The organism is Pseudoalteromonas sp. APC 3358, assembly GCF_030408075.1.
In the GTDB taxonomy this organism is placed as follows: Bacteria; Pseudomonadota; Gammaproteobacteria; order Enterobacterales; family Alteromonadaceae; genus Pseudoalteromonas; species Pseudoalteromonas arctica.
This window is the reverse complement of sequence record NZ_JASDCE010000018.1, coordinates 1-17,415: the sequence shown is the minus strand read 5'-3', so window position 1 is coordinate 17,415 and position 17,415 is coordinate 1. Positions and strand designations below refer to the sequence as shown.

The 17,415-nt window shown below is 39.0% G+C and carries 16 protein-coding genes; 15 read left to right on the top strand and 1 reads right to left on the bottom strand.

Annotated elements, in window-relative coordinates; translation table 11 throughout:
• Positions 1–9 precede the first annotated feature (9 nt).
• The 13 genes from QL995_RS19985 (at position 10) to glmU (ending at position 12,702) form a co-directional block, all read left to right on the top strand.
• On the top strand, positions 10–795 hold the full coding sequence (locus QL995_RS19985) for a ParA family protein (RefSeq protein WP_004335235.1): 786 nt from the start codon (positions 10–12) through the stop codon (positions 793–795).
• 20 nt (positions 796–815) lie between these two features.
• A complete protein-coding gene (locus QL995_RS19980; protein WP_290294927.1) occupies positions 816–1,739 on the top strand; it encodes a ParB/RepB/Spo0J family partition protein in 924 nt (307 codons plus the stop codon).
• A 142-nt stretch (positions 1,740–1,881) separates the two neighbouring features.
• The gene (locus tag QL995_RS19975; RefSeq protein ID WP_007585983.1) at positions 1,882–2,262 is read left to right on the top strand and encodes an ATP synthase subunit I; all 381 of its coding nucleotides are present in this window, start codon (positions 1,882–1,884) and stop codon (positions 2,260–2,262) included.
• Positions 2,263–2,277: 15 nt separating this feature from the next.
• Positions 2,278–3,135, top strand: coding sequence for a F0F1 ATP synthase subunit A (atpB, locus tag QL995_RS19970; RefSeq protein ID WP_004335244.1), 858 nt, complete (start codon positions 2,278–2,280; stop codon positions 3,133–3,135).
• 61 nt (positions 3,136–3,196) lie between these two features.
• Positions 3,197–3,439: a F0F1 ATP synthase subunit C gene (atpE, locus tag QL995_RS19965; RefSeq protein ID WP_008112128.1), complete on the top strand. Its 243-nt coding sequence runs from the start codon at positions 3,197–3,199 to the stop codon at positions 3,437–3,439.
• Positions 3,440–3,480: 41 nt separating this feature from the next.
• Positions 3,481–3,951 carry a F0F1 ATP synthase subunit B gene (gene atpF / locus QL995_RS19960; protein WP_004335264.1) on the top strand — a complete coding sequence of 157 codons (471 nt, stop codon included), beginning with the start codon at positions 3,481–3,483 and terminating at the stop codon, positions 3,949–3,951.
• Between the two features lie 16 nt (positions 3,952–3,967).
• Complete coding sequence (gene atpH, locus QL995_RS19955) at positions 3,968–4,501, top strand: F0F1 ATP synthase subunit delta (protein WP_007585978.1); 534 nt, start codon at positions 3,968–3,970, stop codon at positions 4,499–4,501.
• A 14-nt stretch (positions 4,502–4,515) separates the two neighbouring features.
• Entirely contained in the window at positions 4,516–6,057 is a 1,542-nt protein-coding gene (gene atpA / locus QL995_RS19950; protein WP_007585976.1) for a F0F1 ATP synthase subunit alpha, read from the top strand.
• Positions 6,058–6,117: 60 nt separating this feature from the next.
• Entirely contained in the window at positions 6,118–6,978 is an 861-nt protein-coding gene (gene atpG / locus QL995_RS19945) for a F0F1 ATP synthase subunit gamma (protein ID WP_007585974.1), read from the top strand.
• 33 nt (positions 6,979–7,011) lie between these two features.
• Positions 7,012–8,397 carry a F0F1 ATP synthase subunit beta gene (gene atpD / locus QL995_RS19940; RefSeq protein ID WP_007585971.1) on the top strand — a complete coding sequence of 462 codons (1,386 nt, stop codon included), beginning with the start codon at positions 7,012–7,014 and terminating at the stop codon, positions 8,395–8,397.
• Between the two features lie 13 nt (positions 8,398–8,410).
• A complete protein-coding gene (locus tag QL995_RS19935) occupies positions 8,411–8,833 on the top strand; it encodes a F0F1 ATP synthase subunit epsilon (protein WP_007377666.1) in 423 nt (140 codons plus the stop codon).
• Between the two features lie 164 nt (positions 8,834–8,997).
• A complete protein-coding gene (locus QL995_RS19930; RefSeq protein ID WP_169061389.1) occupies positions 8,998–11,100 on the top strand; it encodes a winged helix-turn-helix domain-containing protein in 2,103 nt (700 codons plus the stop codon).
• Between the two features lie 243 nt (positions 11,101–11,343).
• Positions 11,344–12,702 carry a bifunctional UDP-N-acetylglucosamine diphosphorylase/glucosamine-1-phosphate N-acetyltransferase GlmU gene (glmU, locus tag QL995_RS19925; RefSeq protein ID WP_024592267.1) on the top strand — a complete coding sequence of 453 codons (1,359 nt, stop codon included), beginning with the start codon at positions 11,344–11,346 and terminating at the stop codon, positions 12,700–12,702.
• Between the two features lie 27 nt (positions 12,703–12,729).
• Here the strand turns inward: glmU and QL995_RS19920 are convergent, their stop codons facing one another.
• Positions 12,730–13,572: a LytTR family DNA-binding domain-containing protein gene (locus QL995_RS19920; protein WP_290294924.1), complete on the bottom strand. Its 843-nt coding sequence runs from the start codon at positions 13,570–13,572 to the stop codon at positions 12,730–12,732.
• Positions 13,573–13,716: 144 nt separating this feature from the next.
• On the opposite strand from QL995_RS19920, the gene QL995_RS19915 reads away from it, so the two are divergent.
• Together QL995_RS19915 and QL995_RS19910 are read left to right on the top strand one after the other, a co-directional pair.
• Positions 13,717–14,946, top strand: a complete 1,230-nt coding sequence (locus QL995_RS19915) for an acyltransferase family protein (protein WP_290294923.1) — start codon at positions 13,717–13,719, stop codon at positions 14,944–14,946.
• An 82-nt stretch (positions 14,947–15,028) separates the two neighbouring features.
• A complete protein-coding gene (locus tag QL995_RS19910; protein WP_290294922.1) occupies positions 15,029–16,822 on the top strand; it encodes a choice-of-anchor I family protein in 1,794 nt (597 codons plus the stop codon).
• The last annotated feature ends 593 nt before the right edge of the window (positions 16,823–17,415 follow it).

Genomic DNA, 17,415 nt, shown 5'->3' with positions numbered 1-17,415 from the left:
AGAGACACCGTGGCAAAAGTCATCGCATTAGCAAATCAAAAAGGTGGAGTGGGTAAAACTACAACCGCTGTTAACCTCGCTGCGTCTATGGCTGCAACGAAACGTAAAGTGCTGTTAATTGATCTCGATCCGCAAGGTAATGCGACTATGGGTAGTGGCGTAGATAAATATGGCGACGTGCCAACTATTTACGACCTACTTATTGAAGATAAACCTATAGAAGACGTTATCATTAAAGAAACGTCTGGTGAATACCATATGATTGCTGCAAACGGTGATGTAACCGCTGCAGAAGTTAAATTGATGGAATTATTTGCCCGTGAAGTGCGTTTACGTAATGCACTTGAAAAAATTCAGGACCAGTACGAATTTATTTTTATCGACTGTCCACCCTCTCTAAATATGTTAACTGTTAATGCAATGGCCGCAGCTGATTCTATTTTAGTGCCAATGCAGTGTGAGTATTATGCACTTGAAGGGTTAACCGCATTAATGGATACGATTACGCAGCTTGCTAAGTTAGTGAATCCTAGCTTACAAATTGAAGGCATACTTCGTACTATGTACGACCCGCGTAACCGTTTGGCAAATGATGTATCAGAACAATTAAAACAACATTTTGGCGATAAAGTATACCGTACGGTGATCCCGCGTAATGTTCGTTTAGCTGAAGCACCTAGTTTTGGTACTCCTGCTATGTACTATGACCGGGCATCAAGTGGCGCTAAAGCATATTTAGCACTCGCTGGTGAAATGTTACGCAGAAAAGAAAAAACAGCGTCCGTTGTCGCCTAACTTTGAGGTAAAAAAATAACATGTCTGCTAAAAAACGAGGTTTAGGCCGAGGACTCGATGCACTTTTAAGTTCGTCAAAGCCTGCACCAAGCCCAAGCAAGGAACAAGACACATCAAACGTTTCTGAGGCTGTGCAAAATGCCGCGGCTAATAATAGTGAATTACAAAAACTCCCAATAGAGTTTTTACACTCTGGTAAATACCAACCTCGTAAAGACATGTCTGAAGAGGCGCTAGAAGAGCTTGCTAGTTCTATTCGCTCACAAGGTATTATTCAACCTATTGTTGTGCGCCCTATTGCATACAATAGCTTTGAAATTATTGCTGGTGAGCGTCGTTGGCGCGCAGCGCAAATAGCTAAGCTTGAAACAGTGCCTTGTATTATTAAAGATGTACCTGATGAAGCTGCCGTTGCGATTGCACTGATAGAAAATATTCAGCGTGAAGATTTAAATGCCATGGAAGAAGCCGTTGCACTTAATCGTTTGCTAATAGAATTTGAATTAACACATCAGCAAGTAGCAGACGCGGTGGGTAAATCACGTACGACTGTAACTAACTTACTGCGTTTAAATAACTTAAATAGTGATGTAAAAATTCTGTTAGAACATGGCGATATTGAAATGGGCCATGCTCGTTGCCTGTTAGCCCTTGAAGGTGAAGCGCAGTCAGATGCTGCTCGTTTAGCTGTAGCTAAAGCATTAACAGTTCGAGAAACTGAAAAGCTCGTACGTTCAATTTTAGAACCTTTACCTGCTAAAGAAATAACCGAAAAAGATCCAGATGTTAAGCAGTTAGAACAACAACTCGCTGAAAATCTAGGTGCTAAAGTAGAGATTAACTACAATAAAAAAGGCAAAGGTAAACTGGTTATTTCGTATACTAACCTAGATGAACTTGACGGCATTTTAAATCGTATCAATCACGACAATACCCACCATTAGTTTTCTACATGTCTAAAAAGGGACATTTGTAGCTATTTCGTGTTACAAAGCATCTACTCAAGTTGCAAAACTGGCAGGATTAAGTATAATTTCGCCAGTTTTCACACCCTAACAATTAGAACGCAATAAAGGTTAACTAAACGTGACTGATAAGTTAGCGAGTCCATATCGACTTGCCGTATTAAAGTTAATTTGCCTTCAGGGTGTTGTAGCATTAGTTGCTGCTGTAATTATTTTTTTTAGTTCGGGAGTCAATGCCTCGCTTTCATCACTCGCTGGTGGAGCTGTAGCAGTACTTCCGCACTTTGTATTTGCACTTTATGCATTCAGATATATGGGTGCAAGTCGAGCAAATCAAGCGTATGCCTCGTTGAAACGCGGCAACGGATTAAAGTTTATGCTAACAATTGTATTGTTTGCGCTAGTACTGAAGCATTTTCCGGTAATTTTATTACCCTTTTTTAGTACTTATATACTGGCGCTCTTTACTGGATTGTTCGCACCCGTTTTTTTTAAACATTAACTTTTGGGATATAACATGGCAGCAGAAGAAGTTACTCTATCTGGCCATATCCAGCACCATTTGACCAATGCTAAGATGTGTTCGACCGATACAGGTCTCGCCTTCAATAAAGCATGTACGGACAGTGGATTCTGGACATGGCATATAGATACCCTTGCATGGTCTATCGGTTTAGGTCTTATATTTTTATGGATCTTTCGTAGTGCCGCTAAAAAATCAACACTAGGTGTACCTGGAAAATTTCAGTGTTTTATTGAAATAATCGTAGAATTTGTTGGTGACAACGTACGCGATACTTTCCATGGTAAAAGCAAGCTTATTGCACCATTAGCCTTAACGATTTTCGTTTGGGTGTTCTTAATGAACTTAATGGATTTAATACCAGTTGATTTCCTTCCAGCATTTGCAGGTTTCGTTGGTGAGACTGCATTTGGTATGGATTCTCACGATGTGTACATGAAAATTGTACCTACTACCGATATTAATATGACTTCAGCGCTAGCGCTGGGTGTATTTATACTAATGGTTGGCTTTTCAATCAAAATAAAAGGTATTGGCGGGTTTATTAAAGAGTTAACGCTTCATCCGTTCAGCTCAAATAACATGTTTGTTCAAATTATTTTGATACCATTTAACTTATTACTTGAACTGATTGCACTCGTTTCTAAACCGTTTTCATTAGCACTACGTTTGTTTGGTAACTTATATGCTGGTGAGTTGATTTTCATCTTGATCGGCGCTATCGGTTTTATGCAACTACCGTTGCACTTTGTTTGGGCTGTATTCCATATTCTAGTTATTACATTACAAGCATTCTTATTTATGATGCTAACTATTGTATACCTAAGCATGGCAAGTTCAGATAATCACTAATTTTTAGATTTACAATTTTACTTTTACTTTTAACTTTACAATTGAAACTTTGGAGAAATAAATGGAAGCTTTAGAATTATTAAACGGCTTAAAATACATCGCAGTAGCTTTACTAATCGGTTTTGGTGCAATCGGCACTGCAATCGGTTTTGGTAACATGGGCGGTAAATTCCTTGAAGCATGTGCGCGTCAACCTGAGCTTGCACCTTCGCTACAAGTTAAAATGTTTATCCTTGCTGGTCTAATCGATGCTGTAGCAATGATTGGTGTTGGTATCGCTATGGTATTGTTGTTCGTACTTTAATTTTATTCTTTGAACAGCTTACTATTTAAGGAGGAGCGGTTGTGAATTTAAACGCCACTCTTATCGGTGAATTGATTGCGTTTACGGTGTTCGTATTATTTTGTATGAAATACGTATGGCCACCACTAAACGGTGCAATTGAAGCTCGCCAGAAAAAAATCGAAGATGGTTTAGCTGCCTCTGATAGAGCCGAAAAAGACTTAGAACTTGCGCAAAAGAAAGCTGCTGAACAGCTTAAAGATGCAAAAGCTCAAGCGGCTGATATCATTGATCAAGCTAAAAAGCGTGCAGTGCTAATTGTTGACGAAGAAACACTTCGTGGTCAACAAGAGCGTGAAAGTATCATTGCTCAAGGGCACTCTGAAGTTGAGTCTGAACGTAATCGCATAACAGAAGAACTACGTAAGCAAGTAGCAACTCTGGCAGTGATTGGCGCAGAACGTATTTTAGAGCGTGAAATTAATCAAGCCGCACATAGTGACATCGTTGAAAAACTTGTCGCTGAGCTGTAATTAGGAGGGTATGAGCATGTCTAATTTGACTACTATCGCTCGCCCATACGCTAAAGCGGCTTTTGAACTTGCCGTTGAGAAAGGCACTCTAGAAAGCTGGAATGATATGTTGTTCTTTGCAGGCCATGTAGCCAGCAATGAGCAAGCATCGTCTGTTTTAGCGAGTATGCCTACAGCTACTGCACAAGCTGAATTATTTATTCAACTTTGTGCTGAGCAGCTCAACGAACAAGGTCAGAACCTAGTTAAGGTGATGGCTGAAAATGGACGTTTGACAGCTCTACCTGAAGTTGCACAGTTATTTGCTGAATTTAAAGCAGAATACGATAAAGAAATCGAAGTAGATGTGATTTCTGCAACTCCTCTTGTTGCTGCGCAACAAGAGTCATTGGTAGCGGCACTTGAAAAACGTTTCGCACGCAAAGTTAAGCTGAATTGTAGTGAAGACGCGTCAGTGGTTGGTGGACTTATTATTAGGTCTGGTGACACTGTAATCGACGGTACTATTCGCGGTAAATTAAACCGCTTAGCTACAACACTACAATCGTAATTGGGAAAAAGAGCATGCAACTTAATTCCACTGAAATTTCAGATCTGATCAAACAACGTATTGAGAAGTTCGAAGTTGTAAGTGAAGCTCGTAACGAAGGTACTATTGTATCTGTTACTGACGGTATCATCCGCATCCACGGTCTTGCTGACTGTATGCAAGGTGAAATGATTGAGCTTCCTGGCAGCCGTTATGCTATCGCACTAAACCTTGAGCGCGACTCAATTGGTGCAGTAGTAATGGGTCCGTACGCTGACCTTACTGAAGGCGTAAAAGTATATACAACTGGTCGTATTTTAGAAGTTCCTGTTGGTCCTGGTTTACTTGGTCGTGTTGTAAACACACTAGGTGCTCCAATCGATGGTAAAGGCGCTCTAGATAACGACGGGTTTGAACCTGTAGAAAAAATTGCACCAGGTGTAATCGAGCGTAAATCTGTAGATGAGCCAGTTCAAACTGGTTATAAATCTATTGATGCGATGATTCCAGTTGGTCGTGGTCAACGTGAACTTATCATTGGTGATCGCCAAACAGGTAAAACTGCACTAGCAATCGATGCAATCATCAATCAAAAAGACACAGGCGTTAAGTGTGTGTACGTTGCGATTGGTCAAAAAGCATCTACTATTGCAAACGTAGTTCGTAAATTAGAAGAGCATGGTGCATTAGCAAATACTATCGTAGTTGTTGCATCTGCTTCTGAATCTGCGGCACTTCAGTACTTAGCACCGTTCGCGGGCTGTACTATGGGTGAATACTTCCGTGACCGTGGTGAAAACGCATTAATCGTATATGATGATTTGTCTAAGCAAGCAGTTGCTTACCGTCAAATTTCATTACTACTTAAGCGTCCACCAGGCCGTGAAGCATACCCAGGTGACGTATTCTACCTTCACTCTCGTCTTTTAGAGCGTGCATCGCGTGTAAACGCAGATTACGTTGAAAAGTTCACTAATGGTGAAGTGAAAGGTAAAACTGGTTCATTGACGGCATTGCCAATCATTGAAACTCAAGGCGGCGACGTTTCTGCGTTCGTACCGACTAACGTTATCTCTATCACCGATGGTCAGATCTTCTTAGAAACTGACTTATTTAACTCAGGTATCCGTCCGGCAGTAAATGCTGGTATCTCGGTATCGCGTGTTGGTGGTGCTGCACAAACTAAAATCGTTAAGAAACTAGGTGGCGGTATTCGTCTAGCCCTAGCTCAGTACCGTGAATTAGCTGCGTTCTCGCAGTTCGCGTCTGACCTTGATGATGCAACTCGTGCTCAACTTGAGCATGGTGAGCGTGTAACAGAGCTAATGAAGCAGAAACAGTACGCGCCAATGTCTGTTGCTGATATGTCTTTGTCGTTATTTGCTGCTGAAAAAGGCTTCCTTCAAGACATCGAAATCGCGAAAATCGGTGACTTTGAAGCAGCTTTACTTTCGTATGCAAATAGCACATACGCAGAGCTTGTGGCTCAAATCAATGAAACTGGTAACTTGAATGCCGAGATCGAAGCGCAGCTTAAAGAACTTCTAACGAAGTTCAAGTCTACGCAAACTTGGTAATTTAGTTATTAATGGTGCGCTTTAGGAAACTAAAGCACACCTTGATTCGGAGAGAGAGTCATGGCCAGCGGAAAAGAGATTAAAAGCAAGATCGGGAGTATTAAAAATACTCAAAAGATCACTAGCGCAATGGAAATGGTTGCTGCGTCTAAAATGAAAAGGGCGCAAGAACGCGTTGCTTCAAGCCGTCCATACGCTGACAAATTACGTGAAGTAATTGGTCGTGTTGCTCAAGCAAATCTTGATTTTACTCACCCGTTCTTAAAAGATCGTGAAGTGAAACGAGTTGGTTATATTGTTATCTCTACAGACCGTGGTCTGTGTGGCGGTCTAAACTCAAACGAGTTTAAGAAAGTTGCACTTGATGTTAAAGCGTGGAAAGAAAAAGGTGTTGATGCTGAATTTGCTACTTTAGGTAGTAAAGCAGCTGGCTTCTTTCAACGTTTTGGTGGTCAACTACTCGCTAAAAAAGCGGGCCTAGGAGATAAACCTTCAGTACAAGACGTTATTGGTCCTGTAAAAGTTATGCTTGATGCATTTTCTGAAGGCAAAATAGACCGTTTATTCTTGGTATATAACAAATTCGTTAATACCATGAGGCAAGAGCCAATTATAGATCAGTTACTCCCTTTGCCAAAAGCTGAAGAAGAAGTATCTGCTCACACATGGGATTACTTATACGAGCCAAATCCAGAGGCTATTTTAGAGTCTTTGTTAGTACGCTTTATTGAGTCTCAAGCATACCAAGGTGTGGTAGAAAATGCTGCCTCTGAACAGGCTGCTCGTATGGTTGCAATGAAAGCTGCAACTGATAACGCAGGTGACCTTATGGACGAGCTACAGCTTGTTTATAACAAGGCTCGCCAAGCAGCAATCACACAAGAAATTAGTGAGATTTGTTCTGGCTCAGCAGCAGTTTAATGCTTCGGGTAAAGATTAACGAGAGGAATAGACATGAGTTTAGGTAAGGTCGTCCAAATTATCGGCGCCGTTGTGGATATTGAATTTCCACAAGATAGCGTGCCAGCGGTATACCACGCACTAAGAGTAACAGATGGCGATTTAGCTGGTTTGACTCTAGAAGTTCAACAACAGCTAGGTGGCGGTGTAGTGCGTACTATCGCTATGGGTACTACTGATGGTTTACGTCGTAGTGCTTTAGTTATGAATACAGGTGAATCGATTCAAGTTCCAGTTGGTAAAGCAACACTTGGTCGTATCATGAACGTACTTGGTGAGCCAATCGATGAAGCGGGTCCAATCGGCGAAGAAGACCGTATGTCTATTCACCGTGCAGCACCTTCATACGAAGAGCAATCAAGTTCAGTTGAACTTTTAGAAACTGGTATCAAGGTTATCGACCTTGTATGTCCGTTTGCTAAAGGTGGTAAAGTTGGTTTATTCGGTGGTGCCGGTGTTGGTAAAACTGTAAACATGATGGAACTTATCCGTAACATCGCAATCGAGCACAGCGGCTACTCAGTATTCGCAGGTGTTGGTGAGCGTACACGTGAGGGTAACGATTTCTACCATGAGATGAACGATTCAAACGTACTTGATAAAGTATCGCTTGTATACGGTCAGATGAACGAGCCTCCTGGTAACCGTTTACGCGTAGCGTTAACTGGTCTTACTATGGCTGAAAAGTTCCGTGATGAAGGTCGCGATGTACTTTTCTTCGTAGATAACATCTACCGTTATACTCTTGCTGGTACAGAAGTATCTGCACTACTTGGTCGTATGCCATCAGCGGTAGGTTACCAGCCTACACTTGCTGAAGAAATGGGTGTGCTTCAAGAGCGTATCGCTTCTACTAAGACGGGTTCAATTACATCAATCCAAGCGGTATACGTACCTGCGGATGATTTAACGGATCCATCTCCAGCAACTACCTTTGCTCACTTAGACGCAACAGTAGTACTTTCACGTGATATCGCGTCACTTGGTATCTACCCAGCGGTAGACCCACTTGATTCATCTTCACGTCAACTTGACCCACAAGTAATTGGTCAAGAGCACTACGATACAGCACGTGGCGTTCAAACAGTTCTTCAGCGTTATAAAGAACTTAAAGACATCATTGCAATCCTAGGTATGGACGAGCTTTCTGACGAAGATAAGCAACTTGTATCTCGTGCACGTAAAATCCAACGTTTCCTATCTCAGCCATTCTTCGTGGCAGAGGTGTTTACAGGCGCGTCTGGTAAGTACGTATCACTAAAAGATACAATTTCTGGCTTTAAAGGCATCTTAAACGGTGAATTTGATGATATGCCAGAGCAAGCGTTCTACATGGTTGGCTCTATCGAAGAAGCTCAAGAAAAAGCCAAAGGCATGTAACTAGGAGGGTAGTATGACAGCTATGACTGTACATCTTGACGTAGTAAGCGCTGAGCAGAGTTTGTTCTCTGGTCTTGTTGAATCGATTCAAGTATCTGGTAGTGAAGGCGAGCTGGGTGTAAACCTAGGCCATGCTCCACTACTAACTGCCCTTAAACCTGGTATGGTACGTTTAGTTAAGCAATTTGGTCACGAAGATGTGATATATGTTGCTGGCGGTACATTAGAAGTTCAACCAAATCACATCACGATTCTTGCAGATACTGCGGTTCGTGGTGAAGATTTAGATGAAGATTCTGTACAAAAAGCTAAACGTGAAGCTGAAGAACATATGGCGAATTCGTCAGCTGTTGAGTTTGATTATCAGCAAGCGGCTACGCGACTGGCAGAAGCAGTTGCTCAGTTACGCGTAATTCAGCAATTACGTCACAAGTAAGCCTATCCGGTTTGTAAAAAGCCCACTTTAAGTGGGCTTTTTTGTGCCTGAAGAGATGACACTGAAACACTAAACTGTTAACCTTCAGTTAATGGAGTGTGGCGGTTTATTGTGAAAATCAAGCAACGAATAGACTGCTATAAGGATATAAAGTAAGTGAAAAAATGAAACAAGCAGAGTTTTCTGATTCAGTAGTAGAAGTCAAATTTGGTGCTTGGTGTTTAAATATAAAGCGGCAAATAATTAGTGATGGCACTGTAGAAAAAGAGTTAGAGCCACTACTGTACAAAATTTTAAGTTACCTTATCTTAAATCAAAACATGATTATTACCCGCGAAAATCTAATTGAAGATGTTTGGTGTCAGACTTATGTTGACGATAACGCCATTAATCGAGCTATTTCAGAACTTCGCAAAATATTAAAATCGCCGCAACAAAGCGAGCTAGTAGTAAAAACCCATTATCGTAAAGGATATAGTTTTGTTCCTAGCGTTGAATTTATTGGAAGCGAATACCAAAACCTCCCCATAGATAACCTTAATAAACCAGATGTAATAAAAAAAGCAAAACCTGTAATAAATAAAACTCGCTTAAGGGCGTTCCTACTACTTTTATTAGTTAGTATCCTGTTAATTTCTTTTATTTGGCCAGTCAAAAATCGTGAAGTAAAAACAACTTACAAAGACTACCAAGAAGAGGTTTTATCAATGAAAGATGGAACCCATAGTTTTCTTGTACTTTCACCTAATGAAAAGAACTTAGCGTTTATTGTTTCAAAAAATGAAGGGCTAGAGTCTTATTTAATCAATAAAGATCTTATTACAGGCAGAGAAAAGGTATTATTTAAAATAGGATATGAATTAACTCCAGTTGGTTGGTCATATAATAATAGTGATATTATTTATAGACAGAATAGTGGCAAGAAAGACTGCCAAGTGTTTATTATTGATAGTAATTTTATAGGTGAAGCAAAGCATTTGTTTGATTGTAATAATTTACCTTTTTTTGGTGAAGGGGTTAATAATACGAATTTTGTATATTCCAAACTTGGTTACCGTAATCGGGATGAGCTTGCTGTATTGATGAATCGTAACCTCATAACGGGTGAAGAGTATCAAATAAGCTCTCCCAATTTAAATTCTTACGGTGATAAATTTCTGGCTCATATAGAAGATAAAAATAAGGTGGTTTTCGAGCGCCATCAATTTGGTTTTAGTGAATTGTACATTGCAGATACTGAAGGCGGAGCTCAAACTCACCTTTATACGACCAAAAATCGTATCTGGTCATTAAACTACGATCAAAAATCGAACTCATTACTTTGGTACGATAATGTTGATAATATTCTTTATCAGTACTCCCTCGTTAGTCAAAAATTACTTCAAAAAGTATCTATGCAGGGAGTTTCAGGTTATTCAACTACGTTACCTTTGAGCCCAAGTGAAATGCTAGCGACACAATACCCGTACACCCGCCACATTTATCAACTCAGTTTAGATGCCCTTAATTTAGAAGATATTGCACCGGAAAATATAAATACATTCAACGCTCAGAACACTAATAATGGATATATTTATTATTTACTTAATGATGCACAAATAAAAAGGTTAGCTGTTTTAGATACTGCTACGGGTACTGTGAGTATTAAATCAAACATTATTGATTTTTCAATAATGAAAGTTTCAAGTGATGGGGAAGAGCTATTAGCATTAAAGAGCAATGTAATTGATATCCGCGACACTGCTGAGTTAAGTTTAAAAGATACTATTACAGTTGATGGTAATATTGTAAATGTAGAGTATTTGAATAACAAAAATATAGGCTACATTTTGCGGGGTGATACAGCTACCAGTAACACGGCTTACCTATATGATAGGGCTACCAAAAAAAGTATGTTGCTACCAATTAGCAATCCAGTTTGGTTTGAGCAACTTTCAACCTCAAAGTTTATATTCCTTTCTGCGCAAAATAAGTTACAGATTTTTGATAGTTGGAATAATTTGATAACCCATGAATTTGAATTAAACTCTGTTCTATACAAGCATTCATTTGCACTTAATGATAATAAACTTTTTCATTCTGATGGCTCTAATATCTATTTATATGATTTGAATTTAGGCTTTAAAGCGAATGCTGAGCTTATTTACACATTAAAGGTTGGTTTGATAACACAGCTAAGCTATGCAAAAGAGCTTGGTACTCTAGCCTTTACCACTATTACTATTAACAATAATAAGCTAGTAAAAGCTATAGAAGTGCCTAAGTAAGCTTTATTGAGTTTTTTACTTTTTAATTTAATAAGAATGAAAGCACTATAACGATAATTTTCACTTATATCCTTCACCAATCCTCGCTACAATAACGTCATCCAATTAAGTGTGTTTTTTCAGTCAAGATTCAGTACTAATAAACTAACCTACTGAGTATTTGCACAAGAAGTGATTTACGTAATCTTCTGATCGAACATAAGACTTATTTAGCTAAAACAACGAAAAAAGGAAATTGTTTTAATGGCTCTAACAACTATTATTCTTGCTGCGGGTAAAGGTACTCGTATGCGCTCTGCTCTACCTAAAGTTTTGCACAAAGTTGCAGGTAAACCAATGGTGCAGCACGTTATTGATAATGCGATGGCATTAGGTGCAACGACTACAAACCTAGTTTACGGACACGGCGGCGAACTATTACAACAACAACTTGCCGATAACAATGTAAATTGGGTACTTCAAGCTGAACAACTTGGTACTGGCCACGCAGTAGCGCAAGCCAACTCTTATGTTAATGATGAAGACACAGTATTAATTTTATACGGTGATGTACCACTAACAAAACAATCAACATTAGAGCGTTTATTAGCCGCAACACCTAAAAATGGTTTAGCTGTATTAACGGTAAATTTGGTAAACCCAAATGGCTATGGTCGAATGCTTCGTGCCGGTGGTAAGTTAGTTGGTATTGTTGAGCAAAAAGATTCAAGTCCAGAGCAGTTACTTATTAACGAAGTAAATACAGGCATTATGGCTGTTAACGGTAAGCTATTAAAAACATGGTTAGGTAACTTATCTAACAATAATGCACAAGGCGAGTACTACTTAACAGATATCGTTGCAATGGCTCACAGTGAAGGCGTAGAAATCACTTCAGCTCAGCCAGACCATGCAATGGAAGTTGAGGGCGCAAATAACCGCGTACAACTTGCAGGCTTAGAGCGCGCTTACCAAGCATGGCAAGCAGAAGAGTTAATGTTAAATGGCGCAACACTTGCTGACCCTGCGCGTATTGATGTGCGAGGAACAGTTACCACCGGTGAAGATGTACTTATCGACGTAAACGTTATTTTTGAAGGCACAGTCACGCTTGGTAATAATGTACAAATAGGTCCTAACTGTGTCCTTAAAAATTGTAGTATTGGTGATAACGTTATTATTAAAGCTAATACGCTGATTGAAGATGCCACAGTTGCAGATAAGTGTACGCTTGGTCCTTATGCTCGCCTTCGCCCAGGCGCTGTAATGGAAGAAGACTCACACATTGGTAACTTTGTTGAGATGAAAAAAACCCGACTAGGTAAAGGCTCTAAAGCCAACCACTTAAGTTATTTAGGTGATGCTGAAATTGGCGAAAAAGTGAATATTGGCGCTGGCACTATTACCTGTAACTACGATGGTGTTAACAAAGCAAAAACTATTATTGGCGATAATGCCTTTATTGGTTCTAATTCATCACTCGTTGCTCCAGTAAATATAGGTGCAACTGCAACAATTGGTGCAGGCTCTGTGATCACCAGTACCGTTGAAGATGATCAATTAGCAATAGCACGCTCTAAACAGCGTAATTTAACGGGTTGGAAACGCCCAGTTAAAAAATAACAATAGAGGCTACTTAGGTAGCCTTTTTTATTTTAGCTGAAGTTTAAATTGCTCTTTATAGCGTCTAGACAAGTTAAGTACTTTACCTGTTGTTAGTTTTATTTCACTGTCGCCACTGGGGAGTGCTGTAATGGACTCCACTTTATCGAGTTTTACGCCATGGCTGCGGTGAATTCTACAAAATCCCTGTACTTCAAGTTGTTTGCTCAATGCTGTAAGCGTTGTCCTTAACGGATATATGCGTGAGCCTATATGTAGGTTTACATAATTACCCGACGATTCAAGCCAATCAACATCCTCTATTTTTATAATGAATTCTTTTCCGAGCTTTTTAACTAATAGGCGGTTTATGGTCGATGCTGTTTGCTGCTCACTTTCTTCAATTGAAGAGGCTTCACCTAGTAACTGCTGCACCACATATTGATATACTTTGATAAGTACGATGAAAAACACAAAACTTATAGCGTCTTTCTGGTATTCATAAATAAGCTCAAACCAGCTAAGTCCAAAGTTGTAAGACCCATCATTCAACAAATATATGAATTTACGAACCCCTACCATAATACCAACGTGTAACACGCTAAATATAATAGAGGCACCAAAGTACATACCTAATGAGGCTGTAATATTTTGCCAATTAAAAGATAAGTGTCTTAAAAACCAAATTAAAATAGGGAATATAAGCAAAGTACTCAAGGCACTTGAATACTCCCAAACAAATGGCTCCCACATTAAAAAAGTTAAAGCCCCTTCTCTTTGGGCTTCCATTATTTGGGTTGTAGCGTTTACTGTATTATTAATTAATACGTAAGCACACAGTAATACTGATGCGTAAATGCTTTGAAAACGTTGAAAGTGCTGTAGGTTCATAAATGTATGCTTATTGCTGATGTGGCACGCTTATCCCTGTATACCACCTTTTATCACTATTGCTTGTAATATAAGCACTTATAGATAGTTTTAGCGAGAGATTTAGGTATGAATAGCGCATAGCATACATAAAGTAGTAAAAGCATGAGCACTCAAGTACAACAACCTTCATTAGTTAATTCGCGTAAATATTATCTTGATTGGCTTAGGGTAATCGCATTTGCGTCGCTAATTTTTTATCACATTGGCATGTTGTATAGCGAAAGCTGGGGGTTTCATTTTAAGAGTAATTATACATCACAGTATGTTGAATATTTAATGTTGGTGTTTTCACCTTGGCGCATGTTGCTCATTTGGTTTATATCGGGCGTAGCACTGCGTTTTATGATTGATAAAGTAAGCAGCTTTAAGTCTTGGTTACATTTCACCTTATACCGCTCTATTTTTTTACTATTACCCTTGCTGGTGGGGTTATGGTTAATAGTGCCTTTACAGCTGTTTGCAGAAATGTCACAGCAAGGTGTTATTGATATTAGCTATTGGCAATTTTATTTAGCTTTTATAGAGACGAACAATACGCTTTTTATTAATTATCAGTCTGGAGTGTGGCCGAATGTGGATGTAAATCACTTATGGTATTTGCGCTCGTTGTGGCAATTTATGCTGATCATTATTGTTTTAACTCTTTTTGCACGCTTGCCTTTTATTACGCCTTTAAAAACATTTGTTAAAGGGGATATGTCATTTGGGCTTTTAATTACCTTGCTCACTATTGCCGTACTATTTACAAGCCATTACTTAACTGGCGATTCAATCAGAGAGACTAACGGCTTAATACTGCTACTCGCAGGATACATACTTGCCAAAAACACTTACTTTTGGAACTGCTTAAATAAAAACTTGGTATTACTGGCTTTGAGTTTTGCGGTTTTGTTTGTACTTATAATATTAAGTTATCAGAAGGTGTTTACTCTTCCTCATTTTATTTTAAGCGCTAGCTACAATATTCAACGTGTTGTAGGTGTATTTTTTGTACTCGCGTTCGCTCACCGATTTTTAAATTTTAATACTTACTATTTAAAACAGCTCAATGTATGGGTGTTTCCCTTTTATTTATTGCATCAAAGCATTTTGATTATTTTGTGTTTTTTACTACAGCCTTTAAGTTTAGGGCCTGTTGCTGAACCATTCATCATTATTACAGGGACTTGGTCTTTTTGCGGTGTTATTACATGGGGTATTACACGTATTGATGTACTTAGACCTTTGCTAGGGGTTGCAATTAAACGAGATTATTCCCCGACTGTAAAAATTCTTGGCTATACGGCCGCTTTAATTTTAATAACTCCGCTAGCGTATAAGCTAATTACTTAGGCTAAGGGCTGTATTAAAACTGCCATAATCTTGTCATGCCTGTGTGTTGATATTTAGTAAATACAATACTAAGGAAAATTACATGTTTAAAAAATCAATTATTGCGCTGTCACTTATATCTGTTCTTACTGGTTGCTCACTTGATGGTGACGATGGTCAAAACGGCTCTCAAGGATTACAGGGAGAACAAGGCACAGATGGAACTAATGGGTTAAATGGTATAAATGCCAATTCAGCATTAAATATTAACCTTGTGGGTAGAGGTGTATTAAATGCACAAAGCCCAGAAGGTGCAGCTGAAATAGTTGCATATCAAGCATCTAAAAAATGGATTTACGCTATTAACAGTTCAGGCGATGACGCTGTTGTTAATATTTTACCCGCCGACACCTTTGATACTGCCGCACTCGTTAAAGATAACGAAGGGGTTATAAACGCCACAAATTTAACGTCCATTATTACGTTGTCTTTAAACGAATATACCCAAGGCGATGCAAACAGCATTGCTATTGATGAAAACAATAATTTACTAGCGGTTGCAATGGCTGCTGAAAGCACGGGTGATACAGGTCAAATTGCTTTTTACGATATAAGCGGCGACTCACCTGTATTTATTAAAAATGTTACAGTCGGATTTTTACCAGACATGGTGACGTTCACCCATGATGGCGCAAAGGCAGTGGTTGCTAACGAAGGTGAACCAAGTGGCGACTACAGCGTAGATCCTGAAGGTTCTATTAGTATTATCGATATAACAAATAATGTAATAGCCGATACAGCAATAAATATTGATTTTAAAGCCTATAACAACAAACAAACCGAACTAGAAGCGCAAGGGGTAGTTTTTGCAAACCCAAATGGTCGTACTATTAACGGTAATCTAATAAATACCACAGTAGCTATGGATTTAGAGCCCGAGTACGTTAGCATTTCTAAAGATAACAAATATGCTTATGTATCTATTCAAGAAAACAATGCACTTGCAATAGTTAACCTACAAGACAACAGTCTTGAGCTAAAGGGCTTAGGCTTTAAAGATTGGTCAAGCTTACAACTTGATGCCTCAGATAAAGACGGCGGCGTGAATTTTAAATCATACCCAGGGCTCTATGGTATGTACCAGCCCGATACTATCTCAAGCTTTAGTTGGAAAGGCGCTAACTTTATAGTTACTGCCAACGAAGGTGACGCAAGAGAATACTTTTTTGATACAACGGATGAAGCAGACTGTATAGCAAAGGGCGGACTTGATTACGATAAAGACGATGGCTGCTTAGCTTATATAGATGAAAGCCGCGTTGAAGACTTAACTCTTGCTGCTAATTTTGATTACTTAAATAATGACGATGATGATATTGGTCGCTTAAAAGTAACAACAATAAAAGGCGATACTAATAACGACGGACAATACGAATCGCTTTACGGCTATGGCGCACGTTCTTTTACTATTTGGGATAGCAATGGGCTGGTGGTTTTTGATTCAGGTGACGATATAGCACGTATAACAGCATCTGTGCATGGTGAATTATTTAACAATAGTGAAGATGAAAACAAAGGTGACTCACGTTCAGATGATAAAGGCGCAGAGCCTGAAGCGCTGACTATTGGTAAAATTGACGATCGTACATTTGCTTTTGTTGGATTAGAACGTATGGGCGGTATTATGGCTTACGACATTACTAATCCATACAATGTGCAATTTGAAGACTACTTCTATAATAGAGGCTTAATTAAAGGAGCGAATATTACAGGCGATTTGGCACCTGAAGGAATGGTATTCGTTTCAGCAGAGCAAAGTGCAACAGGAAATCCACTCTTAATTGTTGGAAATGAAATATCAGGCTCTATTGCCGTATGGGAAATAGCATCTAAATAAATCTTTAATTTTAAATAAAGCTGTGTGTTGTTTGTTTAACATACAGCTTAGTTTAAACCTTACTAATACATCATCAATTAATACATAAATTATGAGTGTTTTTTAAACTAAAAGTATCCTGCAGCCCTTTATTTGTATAGCTTTCATACTAAATTCATTTAATTGTCAAAAAGCTGAAATAAAACATTGACCCCCGCTCGAATCTCCCTATAATGCGACCCCACTGAGACAGGAAACGCCAACGCATAGCGAGGAGCGAACTACTCAGAGAGTTAAATAAAACTTCGGTTTTAAATCTTCCAAAAAGAAAGTTTAAAACTAAGTGTTGACTCGGAAAATAAAGGGTGTATTATTCGCATCCCTTGAGACGCTAAAGCGACTCAAAACGTTCTTTAACAATATAAAGCAATCATCTGTGTGGGCACTCGTACAGATTGAGTTCTAACAGCCAACCTACTTAGGTAGCGAGGCAAACAAATTAGAGTCTCAATTGAAAACTGAGTGACCAACAGAATAGTTATTTCGGTAATTATTCGGCGCAGTCAATTCAATATCGAAAGATATTAAAATAAATTCAGCATTCATTGAGCTGT

Bases quoted from the DNA above. Each gene is read 5' to 3' on its own strand.
- atpG (WP_007585974.1), top strand. From the start codon at position 6,118: ATGGCCAGCGGAAAAGAGATTAAAAGCAAGATCGGGAGTATTAAAAAT.
- atpH (WP_007585978.1), top strand. From the start codon at position 3,968: ATGTCTAATTTGACTACTATCGCTCGCCCATACGCTAAAGCGGCTTTT.
- QL995_RS19920 (WP_290294924.1), bottom strand. From the start codon at position 13,572: ATGAACCTACAGCACTTTCAACGTTTTCAAAGCATTTACGCATCAGTA.
- QL995_RS19980 (WP_290294927.1), top strand. From the start codon at position 816: ATGTCTGCTAAAAAACGAGGTTTAGGCCGAGGACTCGATGCACTTTTA.
- QL995_RS19930 (WP_169061389.1), top strand. From the start codon at position 8,998: ATGAAACAAGCAGAGTTTTCTGATTCAGTAGTAGAAGTCAAATTTGGT.
- atpB (WP_004335244.1), top strand. From the start codon at position 2,278: ATGGCAGCAGAAGAAGTTACTCTATCTGGCCATATCCAGCACCATTTG.
- glmU (WP_024592267.1), top strand. From the start codon at position 11,344: ATGGCTCTAACAACTATTATTCTTGCTGCGGGTAAAGGTACTCGTATG.
- QL995_RS19910 (WP_290294922.1), top strand. From the start codon at position 15,029: ATGTTTAAAAAATCAATTATTGCGCTGTCACTTATATCTGTTCTTACT.
- QL995_RS19915 (WP_290294923.1), top strand. From the start codon at position 13,717: ATGAGCACTCAAGTACAACAACCTTCATTAGTTAATTCGCGTAAATAT.
- QL995_RS19935 (WP_007377666.1), top strand. From the start codon at position 8,411: ATGACAGCTATGACTGTACATCTTGACGTAGTAAGCGCTGAGCAGAGT.
- atpA (WP_007585976.1), top strand. From the start codon at position 4,516: ATGCAACTTAATTCCACTGAAATTTCAGATCTGATCAAACAACGTATT.
- atpD (WP_007585971.1), top strand. From the start codon at position 7,012: ATGAGTTTAGGTAAGGTCGTCCAAATTATCGGCGCCGTTGTGGATATT.
- atpE (WP_008112128.1), top strand. From the start codon at position 3,197: ATGGAAGCTTTAGAATTATTAAACGGCTTAAAATACATCGCAGTAGCT.